General features: G+C 36.2%; 15 protein-coding genes. 5 read left to right on the top strand and 10 right to left on the bottom strand.

Features of this window, described 5'->3' with window-relative positions; all coding sequences use genetic code 11:
• Positions 1-18 precede the first annotated feature (18 nt).
• The 4 genes from SP041_RS09325 to SP041_RS09310 all read left to right on the top strand — a co-directional run bounded on the left by SP041_RS09325 (position 19) and on the right by SP041_RS09310 (position 7,046).
• The gene (locus SP041_RS09325) at positions 19-2,526 is read left to right on the top strand and encodes a TraM recognition domain-containing protein (protein WP_137297647.1); all 2,508 of its coding nucleotides are present in this window, start codon (positions 19-21) and stop codon (positions 2,524-2,526) included.
• 116 nt (positions 2,527-2,642) lie between these two features.
• Complete coding sequence (locus SP041_RS09320) at positions 2,643-3,863, top strand: hypothetical protein (RefSeq protein ID WP_137297646.1); 1,221 nt, start codon at positions 2,643-2,645, stop codon at positions 3,861-3,863.
• 171 nt (positions 3,864-4,034) lie between these two features.
• Complete coding sequence (secA, locus tag SP041_RS09315; RefSeq protein ID WP_137297645.1) at positions 4,035-6,605, top strand: preprotein translocase subunit SecA; 2,571 nt, start codon at positions 4,035-4,037, stop codon at positions 6,603-6,605.
• Positions 6,606-6,671: 66 nt separating this feature from the next.
• Positions 6,672-7,046, top strand: a complete 375-nt coding sequence (locus tag SP041_RS09310) for a hypothetical protein (protein WP_137297644.1) — start codon at positions 6,672-6,674, stop codon at positions 7,044-7,046.
• Positions 7,047-7,285: 239 nt separating this feature from the next.
• Here SP041_RS09310 and SP041_RS09305 read toward each other — a convergent pair whose 3' ends face one another.
• The 9 genes from SP041_RS09305 to SP041_RS09265 all read right to left on the bottom strand — a co-directional run bounded on the left by SP041_RS09305 (position 7,286) and on the right by SP041_RS09265 (position 12,766).
• Entirely contained in the window at positions 7,286-7,690 is a 405-nt protein-coding gene (locus tag SP041_RS09305; RefSeq protein ID WP_137297643.1) for a folate/biopterin family MFS transporter, read from the bottom strand.
• 69 nt (positions 7,691-7,759) lie between these two features.
• Complete coding sequence (locus tag SP041_RS09300; RefSeq protein ID WP_137297642.1) at positions 7,760-8,341, bottom strand: ATP-dependent Clp protease proteolytic subunit; 582 nt, start codon at positions 8,339-8,341, stop codon at positions 7,760-7,762.
• Between the two features lie 64 nt (positions 8,342-8,405).
• Positions 8,406-9,047 (bottom strand): hypothetical protein, encoded by a 642-nt coding sequence (locus tag SP041_RS09295; protein WP_137297641.1) that lies wholly within the window; start codon positions 9,045-9,047, stop codon positions 8,406-8,408.
• A 63-nt stretch (positions 9,048-9,110) separates the two neighbouring features.
• Complete coding sequence (locus tag SP041_RS09290) at positions 9,111-9,512, bottom strand: hypothetical protein (protein WP_137297640.1); 402 nt, start codon at positions 9,510-9,512, stop codon at positions 9,111-9,113.
• Positions 9,513-9,902, bottom strand: a complete 390-nt coding sequence (locus SP041_RS09285) for a hypothetical protein (RefSeq protein ID WP_137297639.1) — start codon at positions 9,900-9,902, stop codon at positions 9,513-9,515.
• Positions 9,902-10,405: a hypothetical protein gene (locus SP041_RS09280; protein ID WP_137297638.1), complete on the bottom strand. Its 504-nt coding sequence runs from the start codon at positions 10,403-10,405 to the stop codon at positions 9,902-9,904. The genes SP041_RS09285 and SP041_RS09280 overlap by 1 nt, the downstream gene beginning before the upstream one ends.
• Positions 10,406-10,560: 155 nt before the next feature.
• Complete coding sequence (locus SP041_RS09275) at positions 10,561-11,442, bottom strand: A24 family peptidase (RefSeq protein WP_137297637.1); 882 nt, start codon at positions 11,440-11,442, stop codon at positions 10,561-10,563.
• Between the two features lie 175 nt (positions 11,443-11,617).
• A complete protein-coding gene (locus SP041_RS09270; RefSeq protein ID WP_137297636.1) occupies positions 11,618-12,145 on the bottom strand; it encodes a hypothetical protein in 528 nt (175 codons plus the stop codon).
• A gap of 57 nt (positions 12,146-12,202) precedes the next feature.
• Positions 12,203-12,766: a hypothetical protein gene (locus SP041_RS09265; RefSeq protein ID WP_137297635.1), complete on the bottom strand. Its 564-nt coding sequence runs from the start codon at positions 12,764-12,766 to the stop codon at positions 12,203-12,205.
• 101 nt (positions 12,767-12,867) lie between these two features.
• Here SP041_RS09265 and SP041_RS09260 point away from each other — a divergent pair, with 101 nt between their 5' ends.
• Complete coding sequence (locus SP041_RS09260) at positions 12,868-13,380, top strand: hypothetical protein (protein ID WP_137297634.1); 513 nt, start codon at positions 12,868-12,870, stop codon at positions 13,378-13,380.
• Between the two features lie 46 nt (positions 13,381-13,426).
• Here the strand turns inward: SP041_RS09260 and SP041_RS09255 are convergent, their stop codons facing one another.
• The gene (locus tag SP041_RS09255) at positions 13,427-14,527 is read right to left on the bottom strand and encodes a radical SAM protein (RefSeq protein WP_137297633.1); all 1,101 of its coding nucleotides are present in this window, start codon (positions 14,525-14,527) and stop codon (positions 13,427-13,429) included.
• Positions 14,528-14,596: the final 69 nt, after the last annotated feature.

Genomic DNA, 14,596 nt, shown 5'->3' with positions numbered 1-14,596 from the left:
TAATAAAGAGAACTATTTATGGCTAGTAACAAAAATGTAGTAAGAGGAGTGGATAAGGTCTCTGACCTAGATCCTAGTTTAATCGCTAGAGATACCCGTTCCTTCAGGCATCGATTTGCATCGATGTTTGTAGCAGATCAAAATGCAGGATTTGTAATGATGGTCTTTGGAGGTGGTATTACAATTTTGCCGATCCTAGGATTCACCTTGGCTTTCGACCCTTTGTTATTTTTAGGCTTCTTTTTTTGGCTCTATGCTAGAAATAAAGTCACTGTCTTGCAATACAAGACCCCTCAGAGCATTGACTCTAATGGAAATGTAATTAATGACGGTATAGCTCTCGTTGGAAATGACCTTATCGATGGCTCAGAAATTTGGTATAGCAATGACGACCTCAGGACACACATGCTCGTCTTTGGGAGTACCGGTTCAGGAAAGACAAGATTCTTGCTAGGGATTCTTTACCAAGCACTAATGTTTGGCTCAGGCTGCCTTTACTGTGACGGTAAGGGGGACAACACCGTATGGTGGCTTGTATTTACTTTTTGTCGACGGGTAGGTCGAGAGGATGATTTACTTGTAATGAACTATCTAACCGGTGGAGAGAAATTTAAGCGTGGTGCCGATAAAAAATTAGGAAAAATATCCAATACAAATAATCCTTTTGCCTTTGGTGACCACACCCAACTTAGATCGTTAATTGTTGGATTAATGAGAGAGTCTGGTGGAGATGGGGACATGTGGAAAGGTATGGCATCTGCAATGATGAGTGGACTGCTAAAGGCTCTTGTTGATATGCGAGATACAGGTGAGATTAATCTTGATGTTTCTGTTATTCGTGAACATCTACCATTAGATCAGATTGTTAAACTTGCAAGAAGAACAGATATTGATCCAATTGCTATCGCACCGATTAAAAAATACCTAGCTGAAATACCTGGTTATGTAGAAGAAGAAGCGATGGTTGGTCGCATTAACCCTAAGGTTTATGAACAGCACGGATACAGATCTATGCAGTTTTCCGAGATCCTAAGTGACCTTGAGGACACATACGGGCATATCTTTGCAGCACCTTTGGGTGAAATCGATTTTAAAGATGTCGTTTTTCACAGAAGAGTACTTTTTGTTATGCTTCCGGCTTTGGAAAAGGACCCTGATGCTCTCGCAGGTCTAGGAAAACTTGTAGTTGCGGGTGTTCGTTCAGCATTGGCTCCGGCTTTAGGACTTAATCCAGAGGGGCGTGAAGAAGAGGTAATTAAGACCAAACCAACCAACTCTAAAGTACCATTCTTTTTAATTTTAGACGAATATGGTTATTACAGCGTAAAGGGTTTTGCTGTTGTTGCAGCACAAGCAAGGTCACTTGGCGTATCCGTAATATTCGCAGGCCAAGACTATCCTAGCTTTAAAAAATCGTCACCTGAAGAGGCCCAGGCAACGATCGCGAATACAAATATAAAGATTTCGATGAAAGTTGAAGAAGATGAAACAGCCAAAATATTCATTGATCGCGCTGATGATGCGAGTGTAAATGTAACGGCAGGCTCTGAAAGGACTAATGACGTTCTATCTACAAATTATAAAGACAGTGAGCAAGTTAGGATTGAGAAGGTTAAGCGTGTTAGTTATCGTGACCTTGTTAGTCAAAAAGCAGGCCAGGCTCATGTGTTATTTGGTGATGAATTATGTCGTTCTCAACTATTTTATGCAGAACCAACTAACTCACCTGAAGCATATCTGAATAAGTTTGTAATGGTCAATAATCCTAGTAAAACTAGAATAGACGCGATTAATAATGCATTCGGCACTCTTCAAGATCACTTTAATAACGCTAAAAATAAAGCAGAAATGAGTGAACAAGAAGAAGATGTGGAAGAATTCTCGAATGAGTCTAATGATATTGGTTTATCTAGCTTAATATCTGACTATAAATTGTCGGTTTCCCGTGGCGAAGATAATCTTAACTCTGCAATACTAGCAACCGGCTTTGCTGAATGGAGAGAGAACAATAAAGATGCACAACTTAATGAAGATGCTCGAATTGCAAATGAGGTGAAATCCAATCAGACTAATCAAAAAATCGAAACAGCCACTCCTGCTACTGACTCTGCAAAATCTCCTTTAGAGCTTGAAAGCCTATTGAAAGATCAAGATGAAGAAATGCTTGTTGCTATTGATACCAAAGAAACCCCTGATTCGTCTGTAAAAAATGAAGCCAATGAGTTCAGCAAGAGCTTTGAAAAACTTTTAACTGAAACCGTTGTTAATGACATTGAGAAAAAAGCAAACAGGCCACTTACTCAAAGCGAAAGACAGAAATCAGAGCCAAGAAATGCACTTGAGCAAATTGAGAAAATTTCTGGTGCCAGTGAAACAAAAGCGAAAGAGGAATCTAAGCGCGGAATGGATATACTTAGTCAACGAAGTAGGTACCCAACAAACCCAACTCCGAGCAAAAAGACTAAAGAGTTCCACTTAGATTTAGTTTACAACTTAATTCATGAGGTAGACACAACTGAAGCTTAATTTGTCCCGCAATTGCGGTTTTTAACGACACCTCTTCAACCCACAAAGGCCAATTATATTGGCCTTTGTTTTTAAATGTGATATACTAAGTTAAGTATAAATTTAGGAGATTGAAAATGTCAGAAGTCAAACAAAAGCCAAGTGGTGGAATGATCTTTTACCCTCAACAATATAAAATAAATCAAGATATTAATTTATCTTATGCAATTGGGGTTAACCACAAGGATCAGAAGTTTGCAGTGCTAATAATCCCTACAGAAGCTAACCAACAAGCTGCTTTGATAGGTAGCTCGGCGAAAACAATCCCAACTTTATCTGAGTTTGCTCAGACAAGTAGACGAGCTCAAAACCCTTGTTTTGCTGAACTGGATAATTGCATAAGAAAGCCTTCTGGCATTATGGTTTTAGAACAAATCGAATACGATAAAGAACGAAGCAAATCTGGTGACTTCGAGGGATTACATGTATATGTGGCAAAATGGGCTAGCGTGATCAGAAATGACGATGAAATGCCTAGAAGCCCTGTGGGCCCAGGTTATATTGAAATCGGGTTTAGAAAATCAACTGATCCCAGTGTGAATGAATTGCTTACTCAATACCAAGAACTAAGTATTCCTGAATTGAATCAACACATATCTCCACTTAGCTTAGATGAGCAACGAAAAACGCTCTACAAGCTGATCATGAAAGCTCAAAAAAAATGGTTTACGATCGTTATGTTGAGACACAAAGAAATCTGTTTGATTAACCCTGTTACGGATTCTGCAATCAAAGATTTTGCAAGACAAATGATGACAAAATATACTATTAAAGGCATGTACGGAGGGGTTCAATTTAGAGTTCGTAATGGTAACACAGTAATTAAAGGGCTAAGTCGAGCATGTAATATGCAATACAATTATAGCTTGAAATGTCTATCGGACATGGAGGAAGTCTTGAACAACTTCATGAAATTCTATGGGAATAAAATGTATCGTGAAGTTAAAAACAATAACTACATCCTTGAGGCGATTCCTACAATCAGAATTAACTGTGGACCTAATGGTACGGACAAATTCAACAAAGAATTTGATGGACATGAAACTGCCAAAATCATGAAAACGTATGTGCCAAAAGAATACCATGAAATGCCAAATCCTAATGTCATTAAAGATAATAACTTTCTTTTTGCAGACATTGCGGTCAGGTTGTATGAGGTTCCTGCGCATAAGAAAGATGCTGGAAACATTCTCGTATCAACAGTTCATGCCTTTACGAGACCAAAGGGAAATTTCCTTACAATGGATCAAAACGGAGATAGCACATATTATTTACCAAAAGAGCCTGAAAATATGTAGTTAATTCATAGAAATAGACACTTTCGATGACCGTGTCTATTTCTACCAGCCAAAAAGTTAAATCAACCAACAAATTAAAGAGCCTAATGTTGGCTCAACTCTGTTTTACAAGGTAAAAAACTACTGATAGAATGACATAAAGCCTATTTTTATGCATATTAAGTGAATTTGATGAAAAAATTAATCAATAGTTACAGCCACAACAAAACACACAAACAACTTTTCAAGTTAGTTAAAAAAATTAAATCAATTGAAAACTTGACCATCGAAAAAATTAAAGCAGGAAAAACCTACCCTCAGTTTACTCAAGAATTTAAAGATCGAATTAGTTCTGGTGAAACATTAGATGCAATTCTCCCAGAAGCTTTTTCGTTGTGTCAGGCCGCATCCCTAGATGTTATGGGCATGAAACACTATGACGTACAATTAATGGGAGGCGTAAGCATTCATAAAGGCTCTGTTGCTGAAATAAAAACTGGTGAGGGTAAAACATTGGTTGCCACACTACCAGCCTACCTTAATTCCTTATCGGGTAACCAAGTCCATATCGTAACTGTAAACGACTATTTAGCAAAAAGAGATGCAGAGATCATGAGACCGCTTTATGAGGCGCTGGGTCTAACAGTTGGTCACGTTGAGTCAAAAATGGAAACAAATGAACGAATTGCTAATTATAAGTCTGATATCTTGTATGCAACAAGCAGTGAACTCGGGTTTGATTATCTGAGAGACAACATGGCAATGAATAAAAATGAATTGCTACAGAAAAAAGGTCTTAACTTCGCAATTGTTGATGAAATAGATTCTATTCTTATTGATGATGCAAGAACACCGCTTATTATTTCTGGACAAGCAGACCTAAATGAAAAAATTCCTTTATTTATGAATAAAATTGTTCGGGATTTCAGTGTTCATTGGTGGAACGATAAAAATGACATTGAATTATTTGATGTCAAAGAAGACATTATTATTAATGAAAAAAAACAGGATGCTAAACTGTCTGAGTCAGGATTCATTAAGCTAGAAGAAGCCCTGGTGAAAAACAACATTATTGCCTCTGAAAAAGAACTTTACTCTCCTCAAAATTTAATGCTTGTTGATGCATTAACAACGGCAGCACGTTCGGCATACCTATACAAAAAAGAAATCCACTACATTGTAAGCAGCGATCAGAAAATTCAAATTATTAATCAAAGTACTGGCCGACTAGAAAGTAGCAGAAGATGGTCGGGAGGCTTACATCAATCTATTGAAGCCAAAGAAGGTGTCCAAATAAATCCAGATAGCCAAACTCTAGGCTCAGTGTCTTTACAAAACTTCTTTAGACTTTACGATAAGTTAAGTGGAATGAGTGGGACAGCCCAAAGTGAAAGAGAAGAGTTTGAAAGCACTTATGGTATCGGTGTCGTAATTATTCCAACACATAAGCCCATTATCAGAAAAGATTATGCGGATGAAATATTCTTGACTCAAGAAGCTAAAATAAACGCAATAGTGTTGAAAATTAAAGAAAAGAGAAAAGTGATGCAACCTATCCTTGTCGGCACTAGCAGTGTTGAAGAATCGGATGAAATTTCTCAAAAATTAAATAACCTATCGATTTCACACCGCGTCCTTAATGCTAAAAGTCACGCATTAGAAGCAGAAATAATCTCAGAAGCGGGGAGACCTGGTTCTATCACAATTGCAACCAATATGGCTGGTCGTGGAACAGATATACTGCTTGGTGGTAACTTAGGGGACATGATTGCCAACTCTAGTGATCCAACTGATGATAAGGCGGTAGAGATGATTAAGATGTCTTGGAAGTCAATCAATAAAAAAGTATTGGAACTTGGTGGACTCTATGTGATCGGAACGAGCAGGAATGATTCTAGACGAGTTGATGACCAGCTTATTGGCCGAGCAGGTAGACAAGGGGACCCTGGCGCTTCAAAATTCTTTATTTCTTTTGATGATAAGATCATGAGGCTGTTTGGAGACGGCAAATATACTTCTGCCATCAAAGCGCTTGGCTTAACCGATGATGAGGGATTATCCCATCCATTAATCAGTAAAGCAGTACGTAGCTCTCAAGCTAAAATAGATGCACAACACAGCTCTATGCGAAAAGAGCTTCTTAAGTTCGACAACATTACAAACTCGCAAAGAATGGCTATTTATGATTACAGACAATATGTTTTAAGTTCAAATGACTCATGGAAAGATGTATACAGACTGACCTCTGATGTATTTTTGGTGCTTAAGAACAAGTTCTTACCATCGGACTCTATGCTTGAAATGTGGGATATACAGGGCATGCAAGCTGCTTTATATGAGTATTTTGACATTGAATTTGACTTGATTGCTATCTGTAACAATGATGAGTATCGAGATGAAGAAGTTATCTATGAGCTGTTAGAAAAACTAATAAAATCGACCATTAATAACTGGGCTTTTAAAGTTGACGAGAAGTTAAGGGAAAGTATCTCTAAGCAAGCCCTATTGGTTTCTATTGATAGCCAATGGAGAGAGCAAATTACCGACTTAGAACAATTAAGAGAAGGAATACATCTTCGAGGTTATGCCCAAAAAGAACCGCTTCAGGAGTTCGGCAAAGACGCACTCGTATTGTTTGAAATGATGACCAAAGAAATAAAGGCGAGTTTTGTTAAAACATGTTTCCTTGCATTCCCAGATCAAATAAGGGAAGAAGAAGCAGAACTAAATAAAATTACTGAGAAGTTTAAAATCGAAGATTAATTTATCATTTCGGCAACTGTTACTGGTTGCCGAATATAGATATAATATCTATAAAAAGGGTATAAATTGAAAAATAAAATAAAAAAAACGATTATCGTAGCTTTGCTGGCCTCTTTACCAAGTATTACCTTTGCGAGTACAAGCTGCTATACAGAGGCCGAGAATTTTGATGAGGGATCAGCAATTGGAGGGTTTGATAAAGAACAAGCTATTTCAGATGCGTATGATGCGCTACAAGACCCATCTCAAGACCTTTACGCTTGTTACATTCAGTCTGCTACAGAAAGCCCCAAAGCTGTGATTGAAGACCATTGTGGATGCTTGGAGGCGGTTGAGGAAAGCTGTAAGTTTGAATTTGATAAAGGCTCTCTCTCTATTACTGCATCTGGAGGAGCAAGTGCAACCTGGTGTTCTGCATTTTCGTTCATGGCTTATTTGTAATGGAAAAACGATTAATTCTGCTGACTCTCGAACAGGATTAATCGTTTAAAAGAGGCTTAACAACAGCATAAAAATGCTTAATTCTTTTAATACTATAATGAAGAAGAAACAAAGCAATTAAAAACACAATAACCATTAAAATTGATGTGGCCGTAAATATTGCAAACAACATTAAAGCGGCGACAACTAAACTTACTTCGACAAAACTTAATAAATTAAGATATAACAAAAACTTTCCCCTAAACAGCACTTGGGCTTTCATTTTGATTATTTTGAGATTCCATGCGCTCTCTTGTATGCTTTTTGACGAGTTCAACTTCTGCCTTATCAAACTTGACCTGCAGCACCTTTTTCTTTATACCCATATGCTTCAACTTAAGCTCCATGAAGAAATAAGAGTTAAAGATAATTGTGAAGAGCATAACTAGAACAGATAAACAGAAAACCAATTGAATAAAAACAAACGTTCCCAAGTACCCTGCAAAAAAGAAGTACGAAACAAGGATGAATCCCATACAAAAATTTTCGATAGCAGATATAAGTCCAACCGAAAGATATTTTGTTTTATCTGTTATTTTGTCTTCGTCATAAGGTTTTACAATCTTTCTTGCCATCATCTCAAAAAAACTCAAAAACTTGTCCACTACAGCACTCCCAAAAAAGGAGGGATTTTACCCTCCTTTTCATTCAAAAAACAACAATTAATTGACGAATTAACGGCTCTCGACAATACTATCAATTAGACCATAGGCAACAGCATCTTCAGGGGTGAGAAAGTTATCACGATTAGTGTCCAAAACAACCGTTTCATAATCCTTTCCAGTGTTCTCTGATAGGATTTTATTTAACTTGGCTTTAACTCGCGCCATTTCATTTGCATGAATTTCAAAGTCAGAAGCCTGCCCCTGAAAACCGCCTAAAGGCTGGTGGATCATAACTTTAGCATTAGGAAGAGATGAACGTTTACCTTTAGCGCCACCAGCAAGCAAGAAAGCACCCATTGAACATGCTTGACCTGTAACAACAGTATGAACATCAGGCTTAATAAACTTCATCGTATCATAAATAGCCATGCCTGCTGAAACAGAGCCACCCGGCGAGTTAATATACATATAAATGTCTTTATCACTATTCTCACTTTCTAGAAATAGCAATTGTGCAATGACGGCATTTGCCATCATGTCATTAACTTCTCCAGTACAAAAGATGACTTGTTTATTTAGCATTGCAGAATAAATATCAGACACTCGCTCTTGAGTGCCATTTGATTGAATAACCGTTGGTACAAAATTCATATAAAAACCTTTGTAATTGATAACTTATAACTAAATATATCTAAATATATGATTTATGTCAATATCAGAGGGAAGGTATGAGCATATCACGCTCAAATTCATTTGAATGACCAATCTTGCAATCTGGAGGAGTTATTTTCATGTTTAAATCTATTCCAAATCCCCAAATGAATTTATTATTTTTATCTGGGATGTCAATATTCCAAACACTATCTATTCTATTAATTCTCTTTCCCTTCATTTTCAAAGTATCAGATGAAAAAGATATTTTAGAATTACTACTTATTTTAGTCATTATGGGCACTGGGGAACTGTACTTTTCAAGTGTAACGCGATCGTAATATTCATTTATCTCTAATGAAGCGTCTTTTAGCTCTGAAAAGTCCTTTATGAGTGAGGAAACAATAGCAGTAACAAACTTTGTTTTAGATTTGTCGCACCGATTGTACCGATATGACTCTACAATAAAGTTAACTTCCTCTTCATCTATATTGGCTATAATAAATGGAATTTCTGACAAGGTAACCGATGACACCACCGCAGATGGCTCACCCCTAATGTCAACTCTCTCATATAACTTATCCAGCAGGACCAGCTCTTTCCCTTTAACCTTTATTGGGAATCCATTAAGTAATAATGCTATGGCTTTTAGCGATACATCTTCGTTTTGCGACGATTTATTAATATTAGGGTTGTGCTGGTACATATAAAAACCAAGTGAGTGAAAGGGCTAATAAGAATAGCACACATCGTGTGCCAAAATTAATAGCTAATGGGCAGGTTTATTTTCAGCAGACAGCCTATCTTGCTCCTCTTGCTTTGTCATACGAATAAATTCAAGTGCTTCAGGAGAAGTATATGTCATCAAGACCGCTTCATAAGGCTTTGAACCTTTTTCAATGAAATCAAAATACAGATCAATAAACTCTTCATAAGGAGGAACATATTCAACCCCTTTTTCGACCGCCAGGTTACCGGGTGATTGAATATCATCATTATTGTTTGAGGCATAATTAAACAGGGTAAGTGGCTCACCATAATTTTCAATTGCAGTAATGGCTTCCTCTTTTGTTTCTAAGCTTTTTATTTGAGACTTTAGAGTCATATCTGCATTAGCTGAACAAACAAAGGTAGATAATGCCAACATAATGATTATTGCTTTTCTTTTCATTCAAATACTCTTATTTTTTTTAGGAACAAATGATACAACGTTACTTTTAGGTAAAGAAACCATAATGCCTTTATGTCCAAATAATGAAAACTGGAATTTCTTTTCGACTGACTTTCCTTCTTTCATCAAAGTTCCGTAAGCATTTTCATTGGAATCAAACAAAATAGGGTTTTCTTTATTGTCGGATATATAGTTTCTAAATTCATTTTCGTAAAATGAGCCAACAACTAATTCCTTAAGGAGGCTTTGCTCATCTTCTGACAGGGTCTCAGCGCTTATTTGGAAGTAAGCAAGAAACCCATCAGGGACAGACTCAGTACACATCTGTGAAGCTCTGATTAGCCCAATGATCTTTTGACCTGCATGTTCTATATCAGGAGTATTATCCATTACAGCTTTACCTTATTTTTTGAAATTGATAATGCTATTTGATTAGTCATTCTCATAAAGAGAATAAGGTTTGCCGATATTAAAAGACTGGCAATGCCCACTTCAATCATTTTACCATTTTCAAGTGCTGCGTGGCCAATGAGACCAGGTATAATAGTAACTGACAAGAAAGACGCTAAGGCCGTTATGATCAAAGGAATATATTTAGCGAATCCGTAACTCGACTTAGCAGATTTAACAAATCGCTTTTCATTTTGGCTCATTTTATCGCAGGACTCAACGATGACTTGTCTAATAGAGAAAACAACACGGCTTTGATAGTAAAAGGCCGTCAGGAAAATCACTAAAGGAGCAAAAGCTATTAACATAGAGCCGATTGCGAAGTTGCTGTATATCAGCTTAGAGCCAAAGTAGATGGCTGCAAAAGTTCCTGCAACGGCTGTTGTGGTTAACAAAACACCACTCGCAATCTTCAACATTTTATTGGTTATAAACTTAGTCATAATAAACCTTATATAATCGAATCATTGTCTCCTAATATAAATCTAAAATCTTTCGACAGAAGTTGCGCTGAGACGACCAGAAGAAAAGTATTGCCTCCGGTCACACAAAATCAATTTTATCGTACTAATGTTTATAGTGCCAATCAATTAAAATGTCAATAGGCAAGGTCAAGTAGATTTTCATTTATTTCAATTCCTAGCCCAAACTTTATGATCATCAACGACATAAAAATATAGGATATCGAAGGACCAAAGGCCATTCTTCTCCTTTTTTGCAGCATGCAAAAACAAAAGAAAACGAAGGGCGAAAAAACAAAGGTCCATGCTAGCCCAAATAATCCAAGCCAGGCTGCAGAAGCGCAGAAAAGTTTGGCATCACCCATACCTATTGCATCGCCCTTTCCCAATGGCCTGAAAATCACGTTTAAAGCAGAGATAATAAAGTAACACAAAACGATGGAGAGCAAAGTGGCCAGCATGTCAGCGCTATCGAACGCGGCATGATAAATCAGACCTGACCAAATCAGAAAGTACACGAGCGGGTCGGGAATGATTTCTATTTTTAAATCTACTGATGAGATAACAAATAGAAAAGTAAAAACAATGGACAGTAACGCTGCATTACCGAAATCAAAATAAGTAAACATCAGTCCATATACGGCTGCAAAAATAATCTCAACCAATATATACCTAACTGAAATTTTTTGGTGGCAACAAGCTGACTTGCCTTTTAAAAACAGCCAGCTAAGAACAGGAATGTTTAGGTAAAAAGGAATAGGTTTATTACACCTGGGGCAGTAAGAGCGTTTATCTGATATTTGGTTAGTTTCAGAAGATAACTCTTTATGTTTATTTATTTTTATATTGAAATATTCGAGGACTTCAAAGGAAGAGTTTATTAGTTCGCTTTTTAGTTTTATAGGTGTTCTGTAGCAAACTACGTTTATATAGCTTCCGACACACACTCCTACTAGGATGGCTAGATAGGATATAAAAAAAGGGTTGATTTGATAGAGGTTAAAGATAATTTGATGCATTAGCGCGATCCACTTTTATTATTATTATTATTTTACATATTATTCTATCTGTTGGTGATTATGTCAAATTAATGAATGGGGAATGCAATTATTGATAAGGAGGAGTGTTTATTACTGCTCTAAAGTAACTTATAAAGCAGTAAATAACAGGTTTGAAGGTTCGACGTTAAGCTTTTTAGTATTTATTGGAAAGCGCAATATTGATCTTAGGCCCTAATATATTAATACACTCTTGAATGCTGTCATTAAACTTGAATCGTGCTGGATTTAGTTTAATTATGTCAGCAATTGCTTTTCTGTCTGCCTCGCCAAGGATTTTTGAGCCACATATCGAATTAGCATATACTAAGTTGACGACATCTATACGGCTCTCACGGACGTAGTCATCAAGCGTTTCCATAGGGAAGTCGAGTAAAAATTCAAGACAGTTATTGGCAACTTCTTCTGCAGATACAGGATCATTAAAGTCTAACGCTTTTTCTTTAGTAATCTCTTGGATTTGTAAAGCAAGCTGCTCTAAAGTCGCTTCAGAAGAAAACTTAATATGCTCACGAACTAAGTCCCTGATAGTTGGCTTAGATGAGATGTTATTGTTTTGAAATTTTGCGTCAATTAGTGTGCCGTCTAATAGTTTTAATTTAGTAAAGTAAGAAATGCCATTACTAACAATATCGATAAACATATTTGTTTGTGTATCTTCCACAAAAAACACTCTGTTAAAATTATTTTTATTTATTTTACTGTTGTTCATTTCATTCATTTATTCACCGACCTTTAGAATTAAACTATCATTTGTGTTCTTCATTGTAATTGATAAATTACTTTTAATATCATCAACATAAACTGAAGAAATAGTTGCATTGGACAAACTATATCCAATTACATCTTGCGCACTATAAAAGAGTGATCTCTCAAAAGCGCCGTAGTATGCCGAATAAACATTAGATACGTCAAGTTTTATAAGTCTTGGGCTTCTGATTCCTACGTAACCATCTGATTTATTGAGATAAGTATCCATCTCAAATATCATTGTTACTTTGTTTTTTTGTATAATACTGTCATTAATTGAAATGTTACCAACCAGAGTTACCTTAGAACTTCCTGGATTATTGGTATTTAAAAAGTCGACTTCAGCATTATCGATGATAATTTTATAGTTATAATTCTTTGAATCCAATGCATTAGAAACATTACCTACATTGGCTTTTACAATGGAATTTATTAAATTATCTGATGCTTCACTTTCTGTTATCACTGTTTTGCATCCAGTAAGAGCGAAAACAGAAATCAAGATCATGCCGAAATAGTTCAAATGTATTTTCATTGTTAAATCCTATGGTTTGCCAGTTAAAATAATTAAGTATATATTATAGATTAATCCGTTTCAAAATTTGATTCAATACCTACAGGCTTCCTAGGAAAATTATGTGCGCCGGAATTTGCTATTTAGTAACAGAAACAATTAACGAAAATGAAATATCTCATCAATTCAAAACAAATAAATACCATGAAGCAATTTCAGACTGGTTACTCAAAGTACGATCGCCAATTTCAAACCATGTTAATAGAAGCTCCTGGCAGACAGATGTCAGTATTGACATAAAATCAAATCCCACAACATTTAAAATTGATGGGTTTATTGATTATGATGTGAATATATTAGATAAAAAAACGAATAAGTTACTTATCAAAATAAGTATTACAACTCATCTTTATAAACACATCTCTGAGATGACATCTAAAGGGAAAAACATAAGACACTATCAAAGTAGCTCTTATCTTAAAACCAGAATAATGATTGAAAACAGAATTAGGGAATGGGTCGGTAATGACGCAGGCGCAATATCTGTACTAGCTTGTTGCGCATCGTCAAATCCTGATCATATTTTTTGGCTTGAGCAAGGTATACAAAATAAATCATTAGGTTTAGAAATGTAGACATTCAAACATCAACACCAAATTTACCGGGTGTGGCGATGTTGTCTCACCTCCTTTGTTGCTGCCTATAATCACCATCATATATATCTCTCATGTAAGTCCATATTTTCTTTGCCCCTGCACACTCAGCAGATAAACCATCAAAGAGAGGCATATAGCTGGGCCCGCCTTTACATTTATTGTAAAACTCACAACCAATGCATTCTTTTACTCTCACTGAGTTTTCCCAACGCAACAGCATTTTCCTGCTTTTAGACTGCATCATCTCGCTGACTGTTTGCACATTCAGGTTACCAATGAACATTCTAGGTACATCACTGTACAGAACATCTGTGGTGCAAGTGCCGTCTGCATTAATTGACAGCATGTTCGCGGTGTTCTTAACATTAAAAAATATCGATTCTTCATTATAAATGGCTTGTTGAATTGCTCCAATCTGAATGCCTAATGCTTGCATCTCTTTACCATGCACTTCAGCAAGTTCAATAATATAATCAGAGAATTCTTCATAAGTCGTCGTCGTTTCGACTAATGGACTCCCGTACATATTAAACCTTGGGTCCTTCATAAACTCTTGAAAGTCGATACTATGGTCAAACTCCCAACATTGAATTTTTGTCTCCCTAATTACTTCCATGAGCGCGTCAACACCCAGATCAATTGTTTCCTTGTTTAACTCAACGTTTACAACGACAGTGATCCCAGCTTCATGTGCTTTTTTAATGTTTTGCTTAAACCTTTTTTGATAAAGCTCTGCATCACCGGTTAAAGAATATTTTTTATCCAGTGCATAGGTGGTTTCAAATTCACTGCCCATATATTCATGACAAATTTTAATAAGCCAATCGGGTAACGAATAACAATTAGCCACCATTGTTGTTCGGCAGTTTGGAAGCTTTGACTTAACTAATTCAAGCATATTCCGTAAGTTTTTCTCTCCTATAAGAGAAAGCTCTCCGCCTTCAAAAATAACAACTGACTCATAATTAGGGTCTTGAAAAAAAGGGTCAGTAATCGCTTTTTCAATAAATTCAAGAGGCAACAATTCTTTTTTATTTCTTACTTCTTCAGTTAAGTAACACCGAGGGCAATTTACATTGCACTGCCTGGTCACATTAAGAAATAGAATTCTAGTTAACTTACTCATTCAGGTGAAAATCCTTATTATAAATTTCTTTTAATATACGAAAAAAAGTCGTTTTAATCAATTTTTTGC

This window comes from Psychromonas sp. SP041 (genome assembly GCF_000470315.2).
GTDB lineage: Bacteria > Pseudomonadota > Gammaproteobacteria > Enterobacterales > Psychromonadaceae > Psychromonas.
The sequence above is the reverse complement of the archived record's forward strand: the minus strand, read 5'-3'. Positions and strand labels throughout refer to the sequence as shown.